Annotated in this window: 22 protein-coding genes; 12 read left to right on the plus strand and 10 right to left on the minus strand. The window is 68.2% G+C overall.

Going from position 1 to position 23693, the window contains the following annotated elements; genetic code table 11:
• Positions 1–151: 151 nt before the first annotated feature.
• The 3 genes from CXY82_RS08535 to CXY82_RS08545 all read right to left on the minus strand — a co-directional run bounded on the left by CXY82_RS08535 (position 152) and on the right by CXY82_RS08545 (position 3654).
• Positions 152–856, minus strand: coding sequence for a trans-aconitate 2-methyltransferase (locus CXY82_RS08535; RefSeq protein WP_146069082.1), 705 nt, complete (start codon positions 854–856; stop codon positions 152–154).
• A 62-nt stretch (positions 857–918) separates the two neighbouring features.
• On the minus strand, positions 919–2946 hold the full coding sequence (gene recQ / locus CXY82_RS08540; protein WP_233199267.1) for a DNA helicase RecQ: 2028 nt from the start codon (positions 2944–2946) through the stop codon (positions 919–921).
• A gap of 39 nt (positions 2947–2985) precedes the next feature.
• The gene (locus CXY82_RS08545; RefSeq protein WP_104170543.1) at positions 2986–3654 is read right to left on the minus strand and encodes a copper resistance CopC family protein; all 669 of its coding nucleotides are present in this window, start codon (positions 3652–3654) and stop codon (positions 2986–2988) included.
• Positions 3655–3724: 70 nt separating this feature from the next.
• Here CXY82_RS08545 and CXY82_RS08550 point away from each other — a divergent pair, with 70 nt between their 5' ends.
• From CXY82_RS08550 to CXY82_RS08570, 5 genes are all read left to right on the plus strand, one after another.
• Positions 3725–4645: an EamA family transporter gene (locus CXY82_RS08550; RefSeq protein ID WP_104170544.1), complete on the plus strand. Its 921-nt coding sequence runs from the start codon at positions 3725–3727 to the stop codon at positions 4643–4645.
• Positions 4646–4820: 175 nt separating this feature from the next.
• Positions 4821–6005, plus strand: a complete 1185-nt coding sequence (locus tag CXY82_RS08555) for an ABC transporter substrate-binding protein (protein ID WP_104170545.1) — start codon at positions 4821–4823, stop codon at positions 6003–6005.
• Between the two features lie 2 nt (positions 6006–6007).
• Positions 6008–6880, plus strand: coding sequence for a branched-chain amino acid ABC transporter permease (locus CXY82_RS08560; RefSeq protein ID WP_158250302.1), 873 nt, complete (start codon positions 6008–6010; stop codon positions 6878–6880).
• A 4-nt stretch (positions 6881–6884) separates the two neighbouring features.
• Positions 6885–8801: an ATP-binding cassette domain-containing protein gene (locus CXY82_RS08565; protein WP_104170546.1), complete on the plus strand. Its 1917-nt coding sequence runs from the start codon at positions 6885–6887 to the stop codon at positions 8799–8801.
• Complete coding sequence (locus tag CXY82_RS08570; RefSeq protein ID WP_104170547.1) at positions 8798–9505, plus strand: ABC transporter ATP-binding protein; 708 nt, start codon at positions 8798–8800, stop codon at positions 9503–9505. The genes CXY82_RS08565 and CXY82_RS08570 overlap by 4 nt, the downstream gene beginning before the upstream one ends.
• 281 nt (positions 9506–9786) lie before the next feature.
• Here the strand turns inward: CXY82_RS08570 and CXY82_RS08575 are convergent, their stop codons facing one another.
• Genes CXY82_RS08575 through paaA form a run of 6 tightly spaced genes read right to left on the minus strand, consistent with a single transcriptional unit; the run spans position 9787 to position 14399 of the window.
• Positions 9787–10560, minus strand: a complete 774-nt coding sequence (locus CXY82_RS08575) for an enoyl-CoA hydratase/isomerase family protein (protein ID WP_104170548.1) — start codon at positions 10558–10560, stop codon at positions 9787–9789.
• A gap of 48 nt (positions 10561–10608) precedes the next feature.
• A complete protein-coding gene (paaE, locus tag CXY82_RS08580) occupies positions 10609–11760 on the minus strand; it encodes a 1,2-phenylacetyl-CoA epoxidase subunit PaaE (protein WP_104170549.1) in 1152 nt (383 codons plus the stop codon).
• A gap of 2 nt (positions 11761–11762) precedes the next feature.
• Positions 11763–12281: a 1,2-phenylacetyl-CoA epoxidase subunit PaaD gene (paaD, locus tag CXY82_RS08585; RefSeq protein ID WP_233199268.1), complete on the minus strand. Its 519-nt coding sequence runs from the start codon at positions 12279–12281 to the stop codon at positions 11763–11765.
• Positions 12282–12283: 2 nt separating this feature from the next.
• Complete coding sequence (paaC, locus tag CXY82_RS08590; protein WP_104170551.1) at positions 12284–13114, minus strand: 1,2-phenylacetyl-CoA epoxidase subunit PaaC; 831 nt, start codon at positions 13112–13114, stop codon at positions 12284–12286.
• Positions 13111–13416: a 1,2-phenylacetyl-CoA epoxidase subunit PaaB gene (gene paaB, locus CXY82_RS08595; RefSeq protein WP_104102564.1), complete on the minus strand. Its 306-nt coding sequence runs from the start codon at positions 13414–13416 to the stop codon at positions 13111–13113. The genes paaC and paaB overlap by 4 nt, the downstream gene beginning before the upstream one ends.
• On the minus strand, positions 13416–14399 hold the full coding sequence (gene paaA / locus CXY82_RS08600; RefSeq protein WP_104170552.1) for a 1,2-phenylacetyl-CoA epoxidase subunit PaaA: 984 nt from the start codon (positions 14397–14399) through the stop codon (positions 13416–13418). Before paaA ends, paaB begins: the two co-directional genes overlap by 1 nt.
• A gap of 116 nt (positions 14400–14515) precedes the next feature.
• Here paaA and paaI point away from each other — a divergent pair, with 116 nt between their 5' ends.
• From paaI to CXY82_RS08635, 7 genes are all read left to right on the plus strand, one after another.
• Positions 14516–14950, plus strand: a complete 435-nt coding sequence (paaI, locus tag CXY82_RS08605) for a hydroxyphenylacetyl-CoA thioesterase PaaI (protein WP_104102568.1) — start codon at positions 14516–14518, stop codon at positions 14948–14950.
• A 33-nt stretch (positions 14951–14983) separates the two neighbouring features.
• Complete coding sequence (gene paaK, locus CXY82_RS08610) at positions 14984–16294, plus strand: phenylacetate--CoA ligase PaaK (RefSeq protein ID WP_104170565.1); 1311 nt, start codon at positions 14984–14986, stop codon at positions 16292–16294.
• Positions 16295–16368: 74 nt separating this feature from the next.
• Entirely contained in the window at positions 16369–17004 is a 636-nt protein-coding gene (locus tag CXY82_RS08615; RefSeq protein WP_104170553.1) for a TetR/AcrR family transcriptional regulator, read from the plus strand.
• A gap of 54 nt (positions 17005–17058) precedes the next feature.
• Complete coding sequence (locus CXY82_RS08620; protein ID WP_104170566.1) at positions 17059–17457, plus strand: hotdog fold thioesterase; 399 nt, start codon at positions 17059–17061, stop codon at positions 17455–17457.
• Between the two features lie 10 nt (positions 17458–17467).
• Complete coding sequence (locus tag CXY82_RS08625; RefSeq protein ID WP_104102573.1) at positions 17468–17812, plus strand: winged helix-turn-helix domain-containing protein; 345 nt, start codon at positions 17468–17470, stop codon at positions 17810–17812.
• 71 nt (positions 17813–17883) lie between these two features.
• On the plus strand, positions 17884–18396 hold the full coding sequence (locus tag CXY82_RS08630; RefSeq protein WP_233193990.1) for a universal stress protein: 513 nt from the start codon (positions 17884–17886) through the stop codon (positions 18394–18396).
• 9 nt (positions 18397–18405) lie between these two features.
• Positions 18406–21162 carry an HAD-IC family P-type ATPase gene (locus tag CXY82_RS08635; RefSeq protein ID WP_104170554.1) on the plus strand — a complete coding sequence of 919 codons (2757 nt, stop codon included), beginning with the start codon at positions 18406–18408 and terminating at the stop codon, positions 21160–21162.
• A gap of 94 nt (positions 21163–21256) precedes the next feature.
• Here the strand turns inward: CXY82_RS08635 and CXY82_RS08640 are convergent, their stop codons facing one another.
• The gene (locus CXY82_RS08640; RefSeq protein WP_104170555.1) at positions 21257–23464 is read right to left on the minus strand and encodes a DEAD/DEAH box helicase; all 2208 of its coding nucleotides are present in this window, start codon (positions 23462–23464) and stop codon (positions 21257–21259) included.
• Between the last annotated feature and the right edge of the window lie 229 nt (positions 23465–23693).

Consider the following 23693-nt stretch of genomic DNA (forward strand, 5'->3'; position numbering starts at 1 on the left):
GTCTTGTAGGTTTCCACAGCGGTAAAGGGTCTGACGGCACCGTTACCCACAAACGGGGCACCACCTCTGCCGGAGCGACGGCCCGGCCGCTCCTAACGAATTCGACGGAGATTTTGCCCTAGAAGCCCTAAAACAAGCCCAAAACGTGGCTTTAGCTCAAAATCTCCGTCGAATTCGTCGGGGCACAGGTCGTCGGGGTGCGGGCGGTGACGTGGAAGAGGTGCCAGTAGCGAGGGCCGAATGCGGACTGACCGGGGCGGTCGTCTTCGACGAGGCCGACGACGTGCAGACCGGCCAGGAGCGCCTCGACCTGGCCGCGATCATGGAAGTTCATGTCTGCGCGGCCGGCCCATTCATCGTGGGGACCGAAGAATTCTCCGGCGAACCAGGCGCCGGGCTTCAGCGCCGCGCGGATGCCCGCCCACAGGTCGGGGAACACCGCGGGGTCGCAGAAGGGCAGGGAAAACCCCGCATAGACGAGGTCTGCGGCGGGCAACTCGGGGAGATCCTCGAAGCGGGACCGGTGAAAGACCAGGCGGGACTGCTCCGCGGCGCGAAGGCCCGTCCGGACCCTGGCCTCGGAGCCCGGGTCGGCGTCGAACGCGTGTACGGTCCAGCCGGCGGCGAGCAGGTGCCGGGTCTCGGTGCCCGCACCGCAGCCCAAGTCGATCGCAGTGCCGGGTGGGGCCGGTGGCGCGTCGGCGCGGAGGTCGAGGGCACGGAGGTCGAGGGCACGGAGGTCGAGGGCACGGAGATCGAGGGCACGGAGATCGAGGGCACGGAGATCGAGGGCACGGAGCAGCACCGCACGCGGTGGGCGACCGGCCTGAGCGTTGAAGTACTCGGTCCAGTCCATGACTCAGTTCTACCCGGTCCTGCGGGATGCCGCGGGTTGGGTCCGGGACGGGACGGGAGGCGTCAGGTTCCGGCGGACACGACCTCGAGGAGGGCGGCGCCGTAGGCGTCGAGCTTCTTGGCACCGACGCCGGAGATGCCGTCGAGGTCGGCCAGGGTGGCCGGCTTCGTCGCGGCGATCGCCAGCAGGGTTGCGTCGCCGAAGATGATGTAGGCCGGCACGCCCTGCTCTTTGGACTGGGCGGAGCGCCAGACCCGCAGCGCCGCGAACAGGGTCTCCTGCTCGGGGCTGAGATCGGCCGCGGCCGCCTTCGCGGCGCTCTTGCGGGCCCCGGCCGCGGGGCGGGCGGCCCGTTCGGGCTCGGTGCGGAGCTCCACTGTGCGGCGGCCAGCGAGGACCTCCGCGGCGGCATCCGTCAGCACCAGGGTGCCGTATTCGCCGGAGGTGGCCAGGAAACCCTGGGCGAGGAGCTGCCGCACGACGCCGCGCCACTGCTGGTCGCTGAGGTCGGCACCGATGCCCCAGGTGGCCAGCTGGTCGTGGCTGTGCTGAGTGGTGCGCGGGGTCACCTTGCCGCGCAGGATGTCGATGAGCTGCCCGGCGCCGAAGCGCTGATTGCGCTCGCGCAGCAGGCGCACCACGGTGGAGAGCAGTTTCTGGGCGGGGACGGTGCCGTCCCAGCCGACGGGGGGTTCGAGGCAGGTGTCGCAGTTGCCGCACGGCTCGCTGGACTGGCCGAAGTAGCGCAGCAGGTTGACCCGGCGGCAGCTGACGGTCTCGCAGAGCGCGAGCATGGCGTCGAGGTGGGCGGAGAGCTTGCGCCGGTGGCCGAGGTCGCCGGGCGACTCGTCGATCATGCGGCGCTGCTGCACGACGTCTTGCAGGCCATAGGTGAGCCAGCCGGTGGAGGGCAGGCCGTCGCGGCCCGCGCGGCCAGTCTCCTGGTAGTAGCCCTCGACGGACTTGGGCAGGTCGATGTGGGCGACGAAACGCACATCCGGTTTGTCGATGCCCATGCCGAACGCGATCGTGGCGACGATGATGACGCCCTCCTCACGGAGGAACCGGGACTGGGTGCGGGCGCGCAACCCCTGGTCGAGGCCCGCGTGGTAGGGCAGCGCGTTGAGCCCGTTCTGGCGCAGAAATTCGGCGGTCGCCTCGACGGTCTTGCGACTGAGGGCATAGACGATGCCGGCATCCGTGGGGTGCTCGGCCTTGATGAAGGCCAGAAGCTGCTTGCGCGGCTCTGCCTTTCCGACGATGCGGTATTGGATGTTGGGCCGGTCGAAGCTGGCGACGAAGTGCCGGGCATCGCCCATCTGTAGCCGGGTGGTGATCTCTTTATGGGTGGCGTCGGTGGCCGTGGCGGTGAGAGCGATGCGGGGAACGTCGGGCCAGCGGTCGGCCAGGTCGGACAGGGCCAGGTAGTCGGGCCGGAAGTCGTGCCCCCACTGCGACACGCAGTGGGCCTCGTCGATGGCGAAGAGGGCGATGGTGCCGCGGTCGAGGAAACGCTTGGTGGTCTCGGAGGAGAGTCGCTCGGGGGCGACGTAGAGCAGGTCGAGGTTGCCGGCGAGGTAGTCGCGCTCGACCGTGCCCCGAGCGGCGGAGTCCTGGCTGGAGTTGAGGAACGCGGCGCGCACGCCCACGGCGGTGAGCGCGTCGACCTGGTCTTGCATGAGGGCGATCAGCGGCGAGATGACGATGCCGGTGCCCTCCCGCACGAGCGAGGGGATCTGATAGCACAGGCTCTTACCGCCACCGGTGGGCATCAGCACGACGGCATCGTTGCCGTTGATGACCTGGTCGATGATGGCGGCCTGCTCGCCGCGGAAGGAGTCGTAGCCGAAGACCGTGCGCAGGGCCTCGCCGGCCGTCGCGAACTTCGCGGTGGCGCGGCGGGGCGGGGTTGCGGGTACGCGAAGGGCGGATGCGCCGGCACCAGCGCGGCCTGCCGGGCCCGCCAGGTCCGGGGCAGGTTCCCACTCCCTGGCTCCGCCGGCATAGCCGTCGGGCGGTGGCGGGGCGTCGAATTCGTCGGGTGGTTCGAACTCGTCAGGATTCCACGGTATTTCGGCGTTCCAACTCACCCGGCAACTCTACCTGCGCCCTCCGATGGTGCGGGTCGGCTACGCGGGCTGGTCGGGCTGCTCGGGCTGATTCGGTGGGCGCGGCGCGCGTCGGCGGATGGCGAGGAGGGATCCAGCCACGGCGAGGAGGACGGCACCGAGGGCGGCGGCGATCCAGACGGCGACGAGGGGGGCTTCGGCGAGGGCGACGGCGCTTGTGTCGGTGGAATCCGGGGAAGCCGCATCCGCGGCGGCGTCCGCGGTCTCGGCGCAGACCGGCTTGGCCGGGGATCCCTCAGCCAATGCCTGGTCGGCGGCCGGTTGCCAGGTGAAGGTGAAGTCGCCGGACACCGGATGCCCGTCGGTCGAGACCACCTGCCAGGTCACCGTGTACTCGCCCGGCTGGCCCAGCTGGGCCTTGGTCTCGACGGTCGGGCCGAGCAGGCTGATACAGCCGTCACCGTAGTAGAGAGGCGTGGCCACACGCGCGGGCCCGCTGATGAGCATCCCGCTGCCCGCTCCCCCGCCGCCGAGGTCAAGCAGGGCGTCGTTCGTTGTCACGGTGAACAGCGAAGGCTGTTCAGTCACGACGGCCCCCGCGGCCGGGGAGGACCCGCCCACGGAGTTGTGGGCCGACGCCGGGGCGGCGGACCACCCCAGCACCGCGGCCACCACGGCGGCGCCCAGCGCGAGCGCTGCCCACTGCCGCGCCCTGTTCCCTCGTTTCACAGCGACCTGTCTCCCCGCCTCACACAGTTGTGGGTTTTAGGATACCGGCCACTCGCTAAGCTCGTTTTCTATGCTTACCGCGGTCCTCGGCCTCACCGGCGCACTCATCTTCGGGAGTGCCGACTTCCTTGGCGGGCTCGCCGCCAAGCGCATGAGTTCCCTGCTCGTGACGGCCGTCGCCGCGGCATCCGGGCTCGTGGCCCTGCTGCTCGCCCTACCGTTTGTGGTGGGGGTCTGGTCGCCGTCGGCCGTGCTGTGGGGCGGATTGTCCGGAGTCAGCGGCGCAATCGCGATCTCGCTGCTCTATGCCTGCCTCGCGATCGGGCCGATGAGCATCCTCTCTCCGCTCACGGCCGTGGTGTCGGCGGTCGTGCCGATGACGGTGGGGCTGGCCGGCAGCGACCGCCTCGCCCCGATCGGCTACTGGGCGCTCGGCCTGGCGCTCGTGGCGGTGGTGCTCGTGGGTTTCGTGCCCGAGCGCGGCGCCGTGCGGCCGAGCCTGCTCGGCGTGCTGATGGCCCTCGGCTCCGGCACGATGATCGGCGCCTTCATGGTGATGATCGACCTGACCCCGGCGGACAGCGGGCTCGTGCCGCTGGTGATGAACCGCGCGGTGAATGCGGCGATCATGTTCTCCGTGGTCGGGCTGCTCGCCCTGGTCGCGTTGCGGCGGCGACGTTCACTGGTGACGACCGCGCCGATGACGGGCTCGTTCAGACCGGTGACGGATGCCGCGCCGCAGCCCCGCTCGACGCTCACCATCGGGCTGCGGCTGGCCGTGGCCTGCGGCGTGATCGACGTCGTGGCCAATGTGTTGCTGCTGCTCGGCATGCGCGCCGGGGACCTCAGCGTGATGAGCGTACTCACGGCAATGTACCCGGCCGGCACGATCCTGCTCGCCGCCGTGGTGCTCCGGGAACGGATCGCGCCGGTGCAGTGGTTGGGCCTCGCGCTCGCCCTCGGCGCGGCCGGGATGCTCACGCTGGCCTGACGGACCGGGCGCCGACTGGCATCCTTTCACCGCCGACACCGTCACCCACTCGTTACGAACGACTGCCTCGGGACCCTTGCCGCGCGCGGCGATGCCACGGTACTGTCAGGCCCACACCTGAATTAGTGAACGACTGGTCGGTCACTAATTATCTGTTCCTCTGAAGGAGATTCCAATGAAGAAGTCTCGTCTGCGTTTCATCGCGCCGATTGCCGTTATCACAGCCCTTGCGCTGGCCGGATGCAGCACCTCGAACCTGGGGGGAACGGCCAACGAAGACCCTGCAGCGGAGGCCGGCCCGATCAAGATCGGCGCGGTTCTCGACGTCACCGGCGTCGGCGCCAGCCTCGGCGTGCCGGAGCAGAACACGCTCACAATGCTGGCCAAGCAGCTCAACGACGACGGCGGCATCGACGGCCGCGACGTCGAGCTCACCATCATCGACAACCAGTCGACCGAGGACGGCGCGGCCAAGGCCACGAGCAAGCTGATCGAGAGCGACAAGGTCGACATCATCATCGGTGCCTCACGCACCGGGCCCAGCCTGGCCATGCGCCCCATCGCGGAAGCCGCGAAGATCCCGATGATCTCCGTCGCGGCCAACGTGGCCATCGTCGAGGGCTCGAAGTGGGTCTTCAAGACCGCACAGAACGACGTGGTCGTGCTCGAGCGCATCCTCGACGACGCCGAGACGAAAGGTTACACCAAGCTGGCCCTCGTGCGCGACGCGAGCGGTTTCGGCGAAGGGGTCGCGGAGTACATCACAGACCTCGGCGCCGAGCGCGGCATCACCCTGGTCATGACGGAGGCCTTCGAGCCGAGCGCGACCGACTTCACCCCGCAGATGACCAACGTGCGCGGCTCGGACTCCGACGCCGTCATCATCTGGGGCATCAATCCTTCGGCCGGCCTGGCCCAGAAGGCCTATGTGCAGCTCAGCGTGAACAAGCCGGTCTACCACTCGCACGGCATCTCGAACCAGGCATTCTTCGACGCCGCCGGTGACGCCGCCAACGGCGTCATCGCCCCGATGGGGCGCCTGCTCGTCGCCGACCAGCTGGCGGCCGACAACACCCAGCGCGAGGTCATCGAGCAGTTCCAGGCGGACTACAACGCGGCCTACGGCGAGCAGCCGTCCGGTTTCGCGGGCCACGCGTTCGACGCCTGGCACATCGCCGTCAACGCGATCGAGGCCGCCGGCACCGACGCGGATGCCCTGCGCGACGAACTCGAGAGCGCCCAGTGGACCGGGATCTCCGGAGTCTTCCAGATGACCGCGAAGAACCACTCCGGCCTCGACGCCACCGCCCTCATCCTGGCTGAGGCCGAGGATGGTCGCTGGAACCTCCTCAAGGACTGATCGTGCTCACTGATTTCCTGCAGTTGACGGTGGCAGGGCTTTCACAGGGCTCTGTGTACGCCCTGCTCGCCGTCGGCCTGATCGCCGTCTACACGGTTCGCCACGTCATCAACATCGCCCAGGGCGAGTTCGCGATGCTGGCCGGACTGGGGAGTGCCTGGCTCGCCGCGGCCGGGATGCCGCTCCTTCTCGCGATCCTGGTCGCCATCCTCTCGGTGACCCTGGTGGCCATTGCGATGGAACGGCTGATCATCGCGCGGGTGAAGAAGCTGACCCCGCTCACGTCCATCATCCTGACCCTCGGCGTCTCGACTCTGCTGCAGGCGATCATGCTGCTGGCCTGGGGGCCCGAGGCCAAGGGGGTGCCCCTGTTCCCGGGGACCAACATCCTGATCGGCGGGGTGAGCATCCGTTCTCAGGAATTCTGGATGATCGGCGCCCTCGTCGTGGTCGGCGGCGGAATCGTGCTCTTCTACGAGAAGTCGCGCTGGGGCAAGGCCCTGCGGGCGTGTGCGGAGCAGCCCGTTGCGGCGCGCATCGTGGGGATCTCACCGGTCACCGCGTCAGTGCTGGCCTTCGCGATTGCGGGTTTCGTCGGGGGTGTCGCCGGCGTGGTGGCTTCCCCGATCTACCTCTCGCTCTGGTCGGGCGGCGTACTGCTCGGCCTCAAGGGCTTCGTCGCCGCCGTCCTCGGCGGCTTCGTCTCCTTTCGTGCCGCGATCGTCGGGGCTCTCCTGCTCGGCGTGATCGAGGCCTACGTGGCCGGGTACGTCTCGTCCGGCCTGAGGGACGGCGCCGCCTTCCTCATCCTCATCCTTGTGCTCGTCGTCCGTCCCCAGGGCCTCGTTCTCAAGCCCACAGCGGTCAGGGTGTAGCGAAATGACACATGCAACCACACCTAGCCTCGCCGGGACGCGCTCCCTCCGCACGCGTTTCTGGGCGAACAACAAGAGCACGCTGATCGGCTGCGGCGTGCTCGTCGCGCTGATGATCGTGGTCCCCTTCACGGCAAGTTCCTCGGTCATGAACATCGTCGTGTTCGCCATGATCTTCGCCCTGCCGGCCATCGGGCTCAACCTGCTGATGGGTCTGGCCGGGCAGGTCAGCCTCGGGCAGGCCGCGTTCTTCGCGATCGGCGCGTACACCCACGCGATCCTGCTGACGAAGCTCGATCTGCCCGGCCCGGTGGCGGCCACCGTCGGTGTTCTCGCCGCGATGCTGGTCGCCCTGCTCGTGGGCCTTCCGCTGATGCGCCTGCGCGGCCACTACCTCGCGCTGGCGACGCTGGGGCTCGGCTTCATCGTGATGATCGGCGTGCGCGAATGGGATGTCACCGGACGAACCACGGGCATCTACGGCATCTCGCGACCCACGGTGCTCGGGATCCCGATCGACAACAGCGGCTTCTTCCTCTGGTTCGTGACGCCGTTCGTGGTGATCGGGCTCATCCTGGCCCTCAACCTCACCCACAGCCGCGCCGGTCGCGCCCTCTCGGCCGTCAACGACTCCGAACTCGCCGCCGAGAGCCTCGGCGTCAACACCTATGCGCTGCGGCTGAAAGTCTTCGTGCTCTCCGCCGGCTTCGCGGGCCTCGGCGGAGTGTTCTACGCCTACCAGGTCGCGATCGTGAGCCCCGCCACCGCCGAATTCCACCTGTCGGTCTCGATCCTGCTGATGGTCGTCATCGGGGGCCTGGGATCGGTCTGGGGCGCCGTCGCGGGTGCCTTCCTTGTGCAATTCCTCGGCGAGGGCATGCGCGACGTCATCCCGGCCGTCTTCCCCGGCGCCACCGGAGAGGTGCAGTTGCTCGGTTACGGTATCGTCCTGATCCTGGTGATCCTGCTCCTGCCCGGCGGCCTCCACCAGGCGGCGACCACGCTGTGGCAGAAGTTGCCGTTCACCGGGAAGCGCCCACCCGGCGACGCGCATGCGCACGTCCCGGAGGATGACACGACGATCCCGCAGCTCCCGGCGGTCAGCACCCCGGTCGCGGCCGGTGAGCCGATCCTCGTCCTCGAGGGACTGAGCAAACGATATGGCGGTGTCGTCGCCGTCAACGATGTGAACCTCACCGTGCCGGCCGGCAGCATCCTGGGTCTGATCGGCCCCAACGGTGCCGGCAAGACGACCTGCTTCAACATGATCTCCGGAGCACTGACCCCAAGCGAGGGCACCGTCACGTTCCTCGGCCAGGTAATCTCCGGCCGCAAGCCGCACGTCGCCGCCGCGCACGGGCTGACCCGCACGTTCCAGAACCTGCAGGTCTTCACCTCGACGGATGTCGTCGGCAACGTGTACATGGGCAGGTACCGCAAGGGAAGCGCGGGCGTCCTCCGCGGAATGCTGGGGCTGCAGTCGGGTGAGCAGAGCGCCCACCGCGCCGCGTCCTACGAGATCCTGCAGTCGATGAAACTCTCGGATGCCGCGGACGACTCGGCCTCGGATCTGTCGTTCGGCAAGCAGCGAATCATGGAGGTCTGCCGGGCTCTGGCCGCCGAGCCGGCCCTGCTCCTCCTCGACGAGCCGATGGCCGGCCTATCCGGCGCTGAGCGCGAGGTGATGGCCGAGCTGCTGCGGCGGCTGCGGACCGCCGGGCTCACGATCGTGCTCGTCGAGCACGATGTGGCGCAGGTCATGTCCCTCGCCGACCATGTCGCGGTGCTCGACGACGGTGTGCTCATCGCCTACGGCGACCCGGTTTCCGTGCGCAATGACCCCGCCGTGGTCGTTGCCTACCTGGGCACGGACCTCGACGAGGCCGAAGCGGAACTGAACGAATTGGAGGAGCACGCATGACGCTGATCGTTTCCGGACTGGACGCCGGCTATGGCAAGCTCGCGGTGCTGCACGAGGTCAGCTTCGAGGTGGCGCGTGGGGAGATCGTGGCTGTGGTGGGCTCGAACGGGGCCGGTAAGACGACCCTGCTGCGAGCCGTCAGCGGCCTCATCCGGCCCACCGGGGGCAGCGTGAGCCTCGAGGGTCGCACGATCACCGGGAAGCCCACGGAGAAGATGGCCGGATTCGGCCTGACCCATGTGCCCGAGAACCGGCTGTGCTTCCCGACCCTCTCGGTGCGTGACAACCTCATGCTGGGTGCCTGGACGAAGAAGGGCCACGGCGACGTCGACTCGATCCTCAAGCTGTTCCCCCGGCTGCGCACCCGGATGGGTCAGGCCGCCGGAACCCTCTCGGGTGGCGAGCAGCAGATGGTGGCGATCGGGCGCGGCCTGATGGCGAACCCGACGGCGATCATGCTGGACGAGCCGTCCATCGGCCTCGCGCCGAAGGTGGTCGCGGAGATCATGGACGTGCTCTCCCGGCTCTGCGTCGAGAAGCAGCTCGCGGTTCTCCTCGTGGAACAGAATGTGCGCGCCTCGTTCAAGATCGCGCACCGGGCAGTGGTCATGCACCGCGGACGGGTGGCCCTCACGGGAACCCCGGCCGAGCTCGTGGAACTCCCCGAGGTGCACAACGCCTACCTGGGTGGCGCAGCCGCGTAGCGGCATCCGTCGCCCGCTCCAGGAGCGGTACGCGGGTGCTGCGCCGCAAAGCGCGTGGCGTGCCAGCCGCGCAGCGGCGTAGAACCCGCGCCGCGGACCTGGTCGGCAGATGCTGCGGATGTGGTCGCTGCGGGCGACCGCGGCGACCGGCCCTAACGAATTCGACGGAGATTTTGCCCGAAACGGCCCCAGAACCTTCGGGAACCGCCTTTTTCCCAGAATCTCCGTCGAATTGGTTCGACGCGGGCGGCAGGGACGGGCCAGGACAGGGACGCGACGGGTCAGTCGCGGCCGGTGAATGCGGGCTTGCGCTTCTGCTGGAAGGCGGCGAAGCCCTCGCGGTAGTCAGCGGTGTCGCAGAGGGCCGCCTGCGCCCGGTTCTCGGCGGCGACGCTCTGCCAGAGGCCGAGCCGGTCGTCCCGGAGGGCGCGCACGAGCTCCTTGCTGGCGAGGAACGCCTGAGTCGCCCCTTGTGCGGCCCGTTGGGCGGCCGTCGACGTGGCATCCGTCACCTCGTCGGCCGGGAATGCCTGGCTGAACAGGCCGGCGGCCACGGCCTCCGCGCCCGACATGAGCCGGCCGGAGTAGATCAGGTCGAGAGTGCGGTGCGCGCCGAGCCGGTCGACGAACAGGGCATGGCCGCCGGAGTCGAGCGTGGCACCGAGGTTCGCGAACGGGGACCCGATCTTCGCGGTGTCGGCGACGTAGACGACATCCGTGGCGATCAGCAGGCCGAGGCCAACCCCGAGGCAGGCCCCGGTCGCGGCGGCGAAGGTGGGCGCCGGGAAGGCGCTCATCCGCTGCAACAACGGCGTGACGAGTCCCCCCAGGAAACCCATCACATCGTCGTCGCGCGGGTCGACGCCCGAGATGTCACGGCCCGCGCAGAATGCGCGGCCCTCGCCGCGCAGCGCGAGGGCGCGCACGCCGGCCGCCTCCGCGGTCTCGTATGCGGCAGCGAGCTCGGCCAGGCCGGCCTCGTCGAGCGCGTTCAGCTTGTCGGGGGCGTTCAGGACGACGTAGGCCACGTCGTCCCGGATGGACAGCTCGATCACGGGAACCGCTTTCTGCGCTTGCGCGCCATACCTGATGGGCGAGTGGCGCTACACGTCGTAGTCGACGACGACCCGGTCGGTCGTTGGGTGCGACTGGCAGGTGAGCACATAGCCGCGGGCCAGTTCGTTCGGTTCGAGGGCGTAATTCTCGGTCATCGTGACGTCACCGCTGACGAGCTTGGCGCGGCAGGTGCCGCACACTCCCCCAGCGCAGGCAAACGGAACGTCCGGCCGCACACGCAGGGCGGCGTGCAGGATACTCTCCTTCGCGTTGACGGGCGTGGTCACCGTGGCGCTCTCGCCGTCGAGCGTGAACTCGATCTCGAAGGTCTTGTCGCCGATTCCGACGACCACCGGCCGCCCGGTGTCGCCGACCGCGTGCGTCGGCTCCCCCGTCGTGAACAGTTCGAACCGGATGTGGCCCGGCTCGACGTCCACGCTCTCCAGCGTGTCGCGGCACAACTGCACCAGTTCGAACGGCCCGCAGAGGAACCACTCGTCGACGGCGGCGGGACGGATGATGCTGGCCAGCATTAGGCGCAGCTTCTCCTCGTCGATCCGGCCGGAGAGCAGGGCGGAGGAGCGAGACTGGCGCGAGAGCACGTGGTGCAGTGCCAGCCGGGCCGGGTACCGGTCTTTCAGGTCGGCGAGCTCGTCGAGGAACATCACGTCGAGCGCGGTGCGGTTTGTGTAGACGAGCGTGAAGCGGGAGGTCTCCGAGCGTTCGAGCACGGTGTGTGCGAGCGACATCAGCGGCGTGATGCCGCTGCCGGCGGCGATGCCGACGATGTGCTTGTCGTCCAGAGTGTCCAGCGCGGTGGTGAACGTGCCCTGCGGGCTCATCACGTCAAGGCGGTCCCCGGCCCGGAGTTCGGTGTTCGCCCAGCTGGAGAAGACCCCGCCGAGGTCGCGCTTGATCGCGACGCTGACCGAGCCGAGCGCGTGCGGACGACAGATCGAGTAGCTGCGGCGCAGCTCCCGGCCGTCGATCGTGGCGCGCAACGCCAGGTGCTGCCCGGGGTCGTAGTCGAACTCCCCCTGCAGCGCCTCGGGAACCAGGAAGGTCACCTCGACGCTGTCCTGGGTGAGCTGACGCACCTCGCCGACGGCGAGGGTGTGGAACCGGGCGCGGCGCTTCGTAGGCTCGGTGGCAGGGTCGAGAACGGCTGAATCGGTACTGCCCAGATTGAGTGCGGCCATGGTTACAACACCTTGAAGTAGTCGAACGGTTCGAGGCAGTCCCGGCACTCGTAGAGCGCCTTGCACGACGTCGAACCGAAGCGGGCGAGTTCCCGCGTATTCAGTGAGGAGCAGCGCGGGCACTTGACCGCGAGTTGGAGCCGGACGGCGCCGGTCGGGCGCACGCCGGAGTGGCCGGTCGGGGCGGCGATGCCATAACTGACCAGCTTCGCCTTGCCCTCCTCGCTCATCCAGTCGGTGGTCCAGGCCGGGGCGAGCACGAGTTCCACGGTGACGTTCTGGTAGTGGGCATTGGTGAGGGCCGCCCGGACGTCGTCGCGCATGGCCTCCATCGCGGGGCATCCGCTGTAGGTCGGCGTTAGAATGACGTGGGTTCCGTCGGCCGAAACGGCGACCGACCGGAGCACTCCCAGGTCTTCAATCGTGAGCACGGGGACCTCCGGGTCGCAGACCTCGGCGGCGATATCCCAGGCCTTCTGCGACGCCGCGTCGCCCGGACGCGGACGGGCGAGGGAGGCCACGGTCACCATTTCGCGCCGGGGTGCGCCCGCGCCAGCACCTGCATCTCGGCGAGCAGCGGCCCGAGGTTCTCGGAGTGGTCGCCGCGGCGCCCGCCCCCGGAGGAGATGAAGCCGCGGGGAACCTCGAGCTCGGCTTCGGCGAGCACGGGGAACATGGCGCTCAGGACTGATGCCTGGAGGGAGGACGGCCGCACGGCGACGCCCTCGAGCCGGTCGATCAGCGGCTCGTCGACGAAGAGCTCCTCCACGAACGGCCATAGGTCGGAGAGACCGGTGATCATGCGCCGGCGGGATTCCTCGGTGCCCTGAGCGAGGCGCAGCACCCACTGGATGGAATGGTCGCGGTGGTAGTCGACCTCCTTGACGGCCTTGGCCGCTATCGCGGCGAGCGTCGCATCCGTCGACTGCATCAGCGCGCTGTAGAGCTCGAACAGGTAGTGCGCCGCGATGAACTGACGGGCGATCGTGTGCGCGAAGTCGCCGTTGGGCTGCTCGAACAGGTGCGCCGAGCGCCACTGGGGTTCGTCACGCCAGTACGCCAGGTCGTCCTCGGTTCGGCCGGATTCGGCCCCGGCGTAGTGCAACACGGAACGGGCGTGCCCGATCAGGTCGAGGGCGATGTTGCCGAGGGCGATGTCCTCTTCCAGCTCCGGGGCGCGGGAGATCCACCAGCCCAGGTTCTGGGCCAGCACGAGCGAGTCGTCGCCGAGCCAAAGCGCGTATTCCGCCACGTCGTGCGAGGCGACGGATGCCGCTTCGACCAGTTCCGCGGAGAGCTGGACCGTGTCGACGTCGACGTGGCCGTGGCCGTCCTGCTCGATGGTGTCGCTCACAGGTGCTTCACCCCTTCGCTCTTCGTGTAGTAGCTCGCGTGGCGGTAGTTCTTGCCGGCGGGCGATTCGAAGAAGGCACCCTTCGCATCCGGATCGCTCGTGGTGATCGCGTCGGCAGGCACGACCCAGATCGAGACGCCCTCATTGCGGCGGGTGTAGAGGTCACGCGCGTTGCGCACCGCGAGGGTGGCGTCGGGGGCGTGCAGGGAACCCACGTGGGTGTGGCTGATTCCGCGGCTGGAGCGCACAAAAACCTCCCAAAGGGGCCAGATCTCCTTCTCGGATGCACCGGGAGCGCTCATTATGCGACCGCCTTCACGGCCTGCTTGGCGGCGTACGCGGCAGCAGCCTCACGCACCCACTGACCCTCGTCGTGCGCGTTGCGGCGGCGCTGGAGGCGCCTGGCGTTCGCCGGTCCGCGGCCCGCGAGCACCTCGTGGAATTCGGTCCAGTCAATTTCGCCCATGTCGTACGCACCCTTTTCTTCGTTCCAGCGCAGGTCCGGGTCCGGCAGCGTCACACCGAGCACCTTGGCCTGCGGCACGAGCATTCCGACGAAGCGCTGGCGCAGGTCGTCGTTGGAGAACCGCTTGATGTTCCAGGCCATCGACTGCGCCGAGTTGGGCGAGTCGTCATCGGGCGGCCCGAACATCTGCAGGGCCGGCCAGTACCAGCGGTTGACCGATTCCTGGGCCATCTCGCGCTGGGCGGGCGTGCCGTTCATCAGCTCGAGCAGGATCTCGAAGCCCTGCCGCTGGTGGAAGGACTCCTCCTTGCAGATGCGCACCATGGCGCGCCCGTAGGGACCGTAGGACGCGCGGCAGAGCGGCACCTGGTTGCAGATCGCGGCGCCGTCGACGAGCCAGCCGATGGCGCCCATGTCGGCCCAGGTGGGACTCGGGTAGTTGAAGATCGAGGAGTAGCGCGCCTTGCCCGCGATGAGCTGGTCCGTCATCAGGTCGCGGCTGATGCCGAGAGTCTGCGCGGCGGAGTAGAGGTAGAGACCGTGGCCGGCCTCGTCCTGCACCTTGGCCAGTAGGATCGCCTTGCGCTTCAGGCTGGGCGCCCGGGTGATCCAATTGCCCTCCGGCTGCATCCCGATGATCTCGGAGTGCGCGTGCTGGGAAATCTGGCGGATGAGGGTCTTGCGGTAGCCGTCCGGCATCCAATCACGCGGCTCGATTCGCGAATCGGCGGCAATCAGGTCGTTGAACTGCTGTTCCTCGGCAGACACCGTGGCGGCGCTGTCCGGGGCGATAGCGTAGGGAACTGGCGGGATTGTCATCGTTGACTCCTGGGTTTGGCGAACTTTTACCAACCGATCGTTCAGTTAGTATATGGTTTCCCTACGACCCCCACAACCATGCGTTGCGGCCCGCGGAACTCAATGAGGAGAACCACATGACGGAAGTTTTACCGCCCTCCAACGGGGCCATGATGGAGAACGACCGGGCATCGGCCGCACTCGGCATGGTCGTGCACGCCTCAGAGCCCGGCCGCGCGGTCGTCTCGATGCTCTTGCGGGACGACATGATGAACGGCTTCGACGTGACGCACGGCGGGATCGTCTTCGCTCTGGCCGACACGGCGTTCGCGATCGCCTGCAACGACGACCACCACGTCACGCTCGCGTCGGGCGCCGACATCACCTTTCTGAAGCCCACCGCCGCCGGGCAGACCCTCACCGCGACCGCCGTGCTGCGCACCAAGAGCGGTCGCTCCGGACTTTATGACGTGCGCGTTGCCAACGAGCACAACGTGCCGGTGGCGGAGTTTCGCGGGCGCAGCCGCACCACCAACTTTCCCGTGCCTGGTTCCGTCGCTCCCCTACTTTAAATCCGCATTCCACCAGGAGGCCTCATGTCAACGATGACCAAGACCCGCTTGCACGCCCCGGCCCAGGATGAACTCGATCTCGAGGAGCGGATGTCCCGTGACGAACTGCAGGCGTTACAGCTGACCCGGCTGCAGAAGACCGTACGGCTCGCCTACCAGAACGTTCCTCTCTATACCCGCAAGTTCGACGAGGCCGGAGTGCACCCGGACGACATCCGCACCCTGGACGATGTGGCCATGCTGCCCTTCACGACCAAGGACGACCTGCGCGTCTCCTACCCGTTCGGCATGTTCGCGGTGCCGATGGACCAGGTCGCGCGCATCCACACCTCCTCCGGGACCACCGGGCTGCCGACCGTCGTCGGCTACACGAAGAAGGACCTCAGGATGTGGGCGGGCCTTGTGGCGCGCAGCCTTCGCGCCTCCGGCGTGCGGCCCGGCATGCGCGTGCACAACGCGTACGGTTACGGCCTCTTCACCGGCGGTCTCGGCGCGCACGCGGGCATCGAAGCGCTGGGCGCCACCGCCATCCCGATGTCCGGCGGCCAGACCAACAAGCAGGTCAAGATGATCCAGGACTTCGAACCGGACGTCATCATGGCCACGCCCAGCTACCTGCTGACGATCACGGATGCGATGGTCGCGGCCGGCATGGACCCTCGCTCGTCCAGCCTGAAGGCGGGCGTGCTCGGCGCGGAGCCGTGGACCAATCAGATGCGGCTCGAGCTGGAAGACCGCCTCGACTTCGACGCGCTCGACATCTACGGGCTCAGCGAGGTGATGGGCCCGGGCGTGGGCAACGAGTGCATCGAGACGAAAGACGGGCCGCACCTCTGGGAGGACAACTTCCTGCCCGAGGTCATCGACGGCGACAGCGGACTCGTGCTGCCTGACGGCACCCAGGGTGAGCTCGTGTTCACGTCGCTGACCAAGGAAGCTTTCCCGGTCATCCGTTACCGAACCCGCGACCTGACCCGCCTGCTGCCCGGATCGGCGCGCCCCGGCATGCGCCGGATGGAGAAGATCACGGGTCGCAACGACGACATGATCATCCTGCGCGGCGTCAACCTGTTCCCGACCCAGATCGAGGAGATCGTGCTCAGCATCCCGAGCCTCTCCCCGCACTTCGTGATCGAGCTGACCCGGCCGAACCGGATGGACGAACTGACCGTTCGGATCGAACGGCACGAGCACGCCAGCGATGTCGCCTCCGACATCGCCTCAGCGCTGCTGATCCATAAGATCAAGGACCTGATCGGGTCCAGCGTCAACGTGTTGATCGTCGAACCCGGCACGCTCGAGCGCAGCACCGGCAAGCACAAGCGTGTCTACGACCTGCGCTGAGTCTGCCGCACAACCCGCGCAGTCACGGGCCGGTCGTTCCTCCGGAAACCCGGCCCGTGACAGACTTCTCGATTATGTCTGAACCAGCCCTGGCCAAACGTGGCCGCCCCGGATACGACCAGCCCGCCATTCTCGAGGTGGCGGTCGCCGCCTTCAACGAGTTCGGTTACGACGCCACCTCGATGGGCGTGCTCGCGACCCGCCTCGGCCTGTCGAAATCGGCGATCTACCACCACTTCACCTCGAAGGAGGAGCTGCTGGAACAGGCTCTCGGCGAGGCCCTCGACGGACTCGAAGGGGTGCTGCTCAAGCAGAGCGCCCAGTGCGGCCCGGCCATCGACCGGCTCGCCGCGGTGCTGCGCGGAGCCGTGGAGGTGCTCACCTCCCGGCTGCCCTACGTGACGCTGCTGCTGCGGGTGCGCGGCAACACGGATGTCGAGCGCGCCGCGCTCGCCCGCCGCCGCACATTCGACCGGGCCGTATCCGCCCTCGTGGTGGAGGCCCGCGATGAGGGTTCTCTGCGCGGCGACATCGACCCTCGGATCGTGACCCGGCTGCTGTTCGGCATGGTGAACTCGATCGTGGAGTGGTACCGGCCGGAGGGGCCGGAAGATGCCGGTCACCTCGCCAACGATGTGCTCGCGGTGGCGCTCGACGGGCTGCGGGTGGCGCCGGGCTCGCGGGTCTCGGCGAGCTCGACCACCGAATAGAGGAGAAACGTGAACGAGAACTGGAAGATCACGCTCGGGGAACTTGACGAGAAGATGGGCGTGACCATTGTCGAGCAGTCCGCGGAGCGGGTCGTCGCGACGATGCCGGTGGAGGGCAACCGGCAGTCCTTCGGGCTGCTGCACGGCGGGGCATCCGTCGCCTTCGCCGAGGCTCTCGGCTCGTGGGCTGCCGTGATCCATGCGGGCCCGGGGCGGAGCGCGGTGGGCCTCGACATCAACGCGACCCACCACCTCGCGGCGCGGTCGGGAATCGTGACCGGGGTGGCGACGGCCATCCGGCTCGGGCGCACGATCACCTGCCACGAGATCGTGATCAGCGACGACCAGGGCCGTCGGTTGTGCACCGCGCGCATCACGAACCTGATCGTCGACGCGCCCGACCGGCCGCCGTTCGTGCCCCGGGCGCAAGACGGCGCGACACCGGTGGACTAATCTCACTTACATGAACGCATCGGACCCTGACCAGGAGCCCCGGCCCACCCCCGGGAGCGACGCCCGCTGGACGTTCCTGACCAACCACGCGCACGTTCTCGTCACGATCGCGCGGGATCCGCAGTGCCGGATGCGCGAAGTGGCCTCCCGGGTGGGCGTCACCGAGCGCGGCGCCCAGAAGATCATCGCCGATCTCGTGGCGAGCGGTTACATCACGAGAACCCGGGTCGGGCGGCGCAACAGCTACCAGATCGCCCCCGGGCGACCGTTCCGGCATCCGGTGTCCGAAGGCCACGAACTCGACGAGCTGCTCGCCGTGCTCGTGCCGGTCCCACCCCCCAAGTTGGACACCTGAACGGCAGTTCGCTAATCTGGAAGTGTTCTGATCGTTCTTCCTCATTCATCCCCCAGTTCGGAGAGTCCGCCGTGAGCACCGAAGGCACCACCCCTGCAGGCACACCGGAAACCGCCGAGGCGTCCACGCCGGCGCCGTCACCGGCCGGCAGCATCGTCGTCGGCCACGACGGCTCGGCCTTCGCAGACCACGCGCTCAGCACGGCGCTCGGGCTCGCCGATCAGTTGCACGCCCCGGTCGTGATCGTGCGCGCCTGGTCAATCGACACCGCCCCCAGGCCCGCGAACTGGGAGTTCGGCTACGTGTCGACGTTCGCCGAATACTCGGAGGCGGTTCGGGCCGCACTGATCGAGGACACCGCTGCGCTGGTGCATGCCTTCCCGCACATGACCGTCGACTACCGGGCCGTGCATGCGGGGCCTGCCCGCAGCCTGATCGAGGTGTCGCGTGAGGCGCGGATGCTCGTGGTCGGTTCCCGCGGGCGCGGCAACCTGGCCGGACTGTTGTTGGGCTCGGTCAGCGACCAGTGCACCCGGCTCTCGGTCTGCCCGGTGCTGGTGACGCGCAAACGGCCGAATCGCTGACCCAGACGGATGCCCACCACCTCTCCCGCAGCGGCGGCCACCGAGCACGCCGCCTGGCACACCCTCTCGGCCGCTGAAACCACGGCGGCGCAGGACGTCGACGCCCGCGCCGGGCTCGCCGCATCCGAGGTCGACGACCGCCGTCGGCGATACGGACCGAACCTGCTGCGTAAGCCGGACCGCGTGCCGACCTGGCGCAAGATCCTGCGCCTTCTCGGAGAGAAGATGACGATCGTGCTTCTGGTGGCCGCGGTCGTCAGCGCCGTCGTCTCGCGGGAACTCGAGACACCGATCGTAATCCTGGTCGTGATCATCCTCAACACCGTTCTGAATTATGTGCAGGAGCGGAGGGCCGAGAGCAGCCTTCAGGCGCTGCAGCAGCTGTCGGAAGGCAAGGCCGTCGCTCGGCGGGACGGAACCGAACTCGAGGTGCAATTCTCCGATCTTGTGCCGGGCGACATCGTGCTCCTCGATGCCGGGGACTCCGTTCCGGCGGACGGTCGCATCATCGAGAATGCCGGCTTGCAGGTGGCCGAGGCGACCCTGACCGGGGAATCCGAGCCGGTCGGGAAGACGATTCCCGCTCTGGACGATGCGGAACTGCCGCTCGCAGACCGCACCAACATGCTTTTCATGAACACCTTGGTCACTCGCGGCCGCGCCACCATGGTGGTCACCGACATCGGCATGGGCACGGCCGTCGGCGGCATCGCGGTGCTGTTGAACGAGGTGAAGAACGACAAAACACCGTTGCAGCGGAGGATCGACCAGCTGGCCCAGCTGCTCACCGTTGCGGCGCTGGTCGTGGTGGCGATCGTCTTCGTGCTGGGCCTCCTGCGCGGGGAGTCCTGGACCGAGCTGCTGATCACCGCCGTCTCGCTGGCCGTGGCGACCATTCCTGAGGGTCTCACCGCGGTCGTCGCGTTCACCCTGGCGATGGGCGCTTCCCGGCTGGCCGCCCGAGGCGCCATCATCAAGCAGCTCTCGGCGGTGGAAACCCTCGGCAGCGTCAGCCATATCGCCACCGATAAGACCGGCACGCTGACCATGAACGAGATGACGGCCCGCCGACTGCACACCCATGGCCGCGATTTCCGCATCACCGGCGAGGGCTACTCCACCGACGGCCGGATCCTCACCGGCGATGACCGTCCCCTGCCTGACCTCACCGAGGCGTTCCTAACCATGGCCCTGTGCAATGACGCCGTACTGAACGACGGCGTGCTGGTCGGCGACCCCACCGAAGGAGCCCTGGCCGTACTCGCCGAGAAGGGCGGCATCGACGTCGCAGCTGCGAGGCGGACCCACCCCCGGGTAGCCGAAGTGCCCTTCGATTCCGACTACAAATTCATGGCCACATTCCACCGGCCGGCAGAGCCGACGACCGGACTGCCGCGACCGCCCGGACACCGCTGCTTCGCCAAGGGCGCACCGGGCGCACTGCTGCCCCTGACCGACTCGGTGCTCACCGACGACGGCATCCGCCCTCTCGATGCCACCATGCAGCAACGAATCCACGACACCATCCAGGAACTGGCCGGTGAGGGCCTGCGCACGATCATGGTCGCCGGACGCACCCTCGACGCCGGCACCGTTCCGGGCGACGACGCGGGTCGCTCCCTGGTCACCGGTCTGACCCTCTACGCCATCGTCGGAATCGTCGATCCACCCCGGGTTGAGGCGGCCAAGGCCATCGCGGTGGCGCTCGGCGCCGGCATCCGCGTGCACATGATCACGGGCGACCATCTCGTGACGGCCTCGGCCATCGCCCGCAACCTGGGCCTGCCCGGAGAGGCTGCTGCCGGTCCTACGCTGGACGACCTCGACGACCACGCGCTCGCCGCCCGGGCCGCTGACTACGGGGTGCTCGCCCGGGTCACCCCGGCCCACAAGATTCGGGTGGTCAGGGCGTTGCAGGCCGGCGGCAATGTCGTTGCAATGACCGGTGACGGCGTCAACGACGCGCCGGCCCTGAAGCAGGCCGACATCGGCATCGCCATGGGTATCACCGGCACGGATGTCTCCAAAGGCGCCGCAAACATGATCCTCACCGACGACAACTTCTCCACGATCGTCGCCGCGGTGCAGGAGGGACGCGGCATCTACGCCAACATCCTGAAGTTCGTCAGGTTCCAGCTGACCACGGCGTGGGGATTCGTGCTCATCTTCCTGATCGCGGGCGTCACCGGGTGGGCCGCGGGCGCGCCGTTCACGGCGCTTCAGATCCTCTGGGTCAACATCATCATGGACGGCCCACCCGCACTGGCGCTCGGCTTGGATCCGGCCGAACCCGGAACGATGAGCTGGCCTCCGCGCCCGTCCGACGAACCTCTGCTCACTCGGGACAGGATGCTGCGTATTCTCGGGCTCGGCCTCGTCATGGCCGCGGGAACCCTGACCGTGTTGACCCAGGCGTCCGCCCTGTTCCCGGACAGTGCGGGCAACGCGGCCTTCGCCACCACCCTCGCGTTCACGACCTTCGTCTTCTACCAGGTGTTCAACCTGCTCAACGTGCGCTCGGACACCCACTCCGTCTTCTCACTCCAGACGTTCACCAACCGCAGCATCTGGCTGGCACTCACCGCCGTGATCATCCTGCAGGTCCTCGTGGTGCAGATGGACGTGCTCCAGGGACTCTTCGACACGACCTCCCTCACCTCGGGCCAATGGGGTCTGTGCGTGCTGGTCGGGTCGTCGGTGCTCTGGATCGAGGAGGTCCGAAAAGCCATCGTGCGGGCAGCCGGGCATCGCGCAGCTCGCCGCTGAGGCCTGCCCGACCCGCAACGCGAGAAGGAGCACCCACCGTGACGGCGGATGCCCCTTCTCGCGTTATTTCAGGAGGTGCTGGAGTTGCTGCCGACTACATTCCGGCGAGGTCGCGCACCGACGTGTCGCCGGGGGCCGCGTTCGTGAAGGAGGCCTCGATCTCGGCGCGGCCCAGCAGCTCATCCATGCGGCGGCGACGCTGCTTCGGGATGAGCGTGACGACGGTACCGGACTTGCCGGCGCGCCCGGTACGACCGGAGCGGTGCAGGTAGGTCTTGTACTCGTCGGGAGCGTCGGCCTGGATGACCAGGTCGATGTCGTCCACGTGGATGCCGCGAGCCGCGACATCCGTTGCCACCAGCACGTTGACGCGACCGCTGGTCAGCATCTGCAGGTTGCGGGTGCGTCGAGCCTGGTTCAGGTCGCCGTGCAGGCTCGTGGCCTTCACGCCGGCGTCTTCGAGCTGCTCGGCGAGCTGTTCGGCGTAGGCACGGGTGCGCGAGAAGATCAGCGTCTTGCCCTGGCGGTCGACGAGCTGGCCGATGATGGCGCTCTTGTCGCGGTGCTCGATGACGAGCACGCGGTGGTCGATGGTGGAGGAGGCCTGATCTTCGCCGGCAACCTCGTGCACGGCCGGGTTGACCAGGAATTCCTTGACCAGCGAGGCGACGCCCTTGTCGAGGGTGGCCGAGAAGAGCAGCTTCTGGCCGCCCTTCTTGGTCTGACGCAGGATGCGCTGAACCGGCTCGAGAAAACCCAGGTCGCACATGTAGTCGGCCTCGTCAAGGACGGTGACGACGACCTCGCGGAGGTCGAGGCGACCCTGCTCGATGAGGTCTTCGATGCGACCGGCGGTGCCGATGATGATGTCCACGCCGCGCTGGAGGGCGCTGACCTGGCGGTACTGCGGAACGCCGCCGTAGATCTGGGTGGTGAAGAGGCCGACGCTGCGGGCGATGGGCTGGATGGTGCGGTCGATCTGCAGGGCCAGCTCACGGGTCGGGGCCAGAATGAGCGCGCGGGGCTTGCGGGCCATCTTGCGGTCCTTGGCGCCGTTGTTCTCCAGCAGCTTCTCCACGAGGGGAGCGCCGAAGGCGATGGTCTTGCCGGAACCGGTCTTGCCACGTCCGAGCACGTCGCGCCCGGCGAGTACGTCCGGGATGGTCGCGGCCTGGATCGGGAACGGCGCTGCGGCACCGAGGGTGGCAAGCTCGCGCACGATGTTCTCACCGAGGCCCAGGTCGCCGAAGGTCACGCCGACGACTTCGGCAGCCGTCGTCGCGATGGCTTCGAGGCGCTCAAGCACGACGTCGTCACCAGCGGCGAAGTGCGCCTTGGTGTCGCGGTCGGGGTAGAAGTTGCTGGAGTGGCCGCCATCGGACGCCGAGCGGGCCGGACGCGCCGGACGGTCGGAGTTCGAACGCTCGGAACGGTCGTAGCCGCCACGCTCGGTGCGGGCCGGACGGTCGCCGTAGGACGGACGGTCGTTGTTGTACGCCGGACGATCCGTGCGTGGGGCACGGTCGCCGTAGGAGGGTCGGTCGTTGTTGTAGGACGGACGGTCCGTGCGCGGACGGTCGTTGTTGTACGCCGGACGATCCGTGCGCGGGGCACGGTCGCCGTAGGAGGGTCGGTCGTTGCCGTAGGACGGACGGTCCGTGCGGGAACGGTCGTTGTTGTACGCGGGACGGTCCGTGCGCGGACGGTCGTTGTTGTACGCCGGACGATCCGTGCGCGGACGGTCGTTGTTGTACGCGGGACGGTCCGTGCGCGCACGGTCGTTGTTGTACGCCGGACGATCCGTGCGCGGGGCGCGGTCGCCGTACGACGGACGGTCGTTGTTATACGCCGGACGATCCGTACGCGGGGCGCGATCGCCGTAGGACGGACGGTCGGTGTTGTACGCGGGACGGTCGCTGCGGGGACGGTCGCTGTTGTACGAGGGGCGGTCTCCGCGCGGGGCACCACCAGAAGAAGGACGGTCGCTGCGGTTCGGGCGGTCGCCGTAGGTGGGGCGCTCGGAGCGCTGGCCGTAGGCTGGACGGTCGTTGCCGGCAGGGTGGCCGTTGCCGTAGGCCGGACGGTCATTGCCGGCAGGGTGGCCGTTGCCGTAGGCCGGACGGTCATTGCCTGCGGGGCGGCCGGCGGCACGGTCGGCCCGGTCGGCCCGCTCGCCGGCGTTCCACCGGGCTTTCTTGGGTGCACCCTCGGCGGCGTTGTGGCCGCGGTGTCCGGGGCTCTTGCTGCCGCCCTTGGACGGTCCACCCTTGGCGGAGTACTTGGGATCGAAGTTCTTAGGCATGGAAAATGTTCCTGGGTTGTATTGGGTACATGGCAGAACAACGCCGCACACGCGACGCAACCTGAGAACCCGGGCAGTCTATGGCCGGGGCCGTTCACATACAGTGATTTTTCACCAGCGGATTACTGGGAAACCGGCCCATCCTGACTTACAAACCCATCCGCGCACACAAAGAAACACACGGTGTCAAGAGCCGACTTATCTATGTTACCTGATCGATGCCGCAATG

The sequence above is a fragment of the Cryobacterium sp. M23 genome (assembly GCF_002929655.1).
GTDB classification, from domain to species: Bacteria; Actinomycetota; Actinomycetes; order Actinomycetales; family Microbacteriaceae; genus Cryobacterium; species Cryobacterium sandaracinum.

Bases quoted from the DNA above. Each gene is read 5' to 3' on its own strand.
- CXY82_RS08535 (WP_146069082.1), bottom strand. From the start codon at position 856: ATGGACTGGACCGAGTACTTCAACGCTCAGGCCGGTCGCCCACCGCGT.
- CXY82_RS08550 (WP_104170544.1), top strand. From the start codon at position 3,725: ATGCTTACCGCGGTCCTCGGCCTCACCGGCGCACTCATCTTCGGGAGT.
- CXY82_RS08555 (WP_104170545.1), top strand. From the start codon at position 4,821: ATGAAGAAGTCTCGTCTGCGTTTCATCGCGCCGATTGCCGTTATCACA.
- CXY82_RS08565 (WP_104170546.1), top strand. From the start codon at position 6,885: ATGACACATGCAACCACACCTAGCCTCGCCGGGACGCGCTCCCTCCGC.
- CXY82_RS08570 (WP_104170547.1), top strand. From the start codon at position 8,798: ATGACGCTGATCGTTTCCGGACTGGACGCCGGCTATGGCAAGCTCGCG.
- paaE (WP_104170549.1), bottom strand. From the start codon at position 11,760: ATGGCCGCACTCAATCTGGGCAGTACCGATTCAGCCGTTCTCGACCCT.
- paaB (WP_104102564.1), bottom strand. From the start codon at position 13,416: ATGAGCGCTCCCGGTGCATCCGAGAAGGAGATCTGGCCCCTTTGGGAG.
- paaA (WP_104170552.1), bottom strand. From the start codon at position 14,399: ATGACAATCCCGCCAGTTCCCTACGCTATCGCCCCGGACAGCGCCGCC.
- paaI (WP_104102568.1), top strand. From the start codon at position 14,516: ATGACGGAAGTTTTACCGCCCTCCAACGGGGCCATGATGGAGAACGAC.
- paaK (WP_104170565.1), top strand. From the start codon at position 14,984: ATGACCAAGACCCGCTTGCACGCCCCGGCCCAGGATGAACTCGATCTC.
- CXY82_RS08615 (WP_104170553.1), top strand. From the start codon at position 16,369: ATGTCTGAACCAGCCCTGGCCAAACGTGGCCGCCCCGGATACGACCAG.
- CXY82_RS08620 (WP_104170566.1), top strand. From the start codon at position 17,059: ATGGGCGTGACCATTGTCGAGCAGTCCGCGGAGCGGGTCGTCGCGACG.
- CXY82_RS08625 (WP_104102573.1), top strand. From the start codon at position 17,468: ATGAACGCATCGGACCCTGACCAGGAGCCCCGGCCCACCCCCGGGAGC.
- CXY82_RS08635 (WP_104170554.1), top strand. From the start codon at position 18,406: ATGCCCACCACCTCTCCCGCAGCGGCGGCCACCGAGCACGCCGCCTGG.
- CXY82_RS08640 (WP_104170555.1), bottom strand. From the start codon at position 23,464: ATGCCTAAGAACTTCGATCCCAAGTACTCCGCCAAGGGTGGACCGTCC.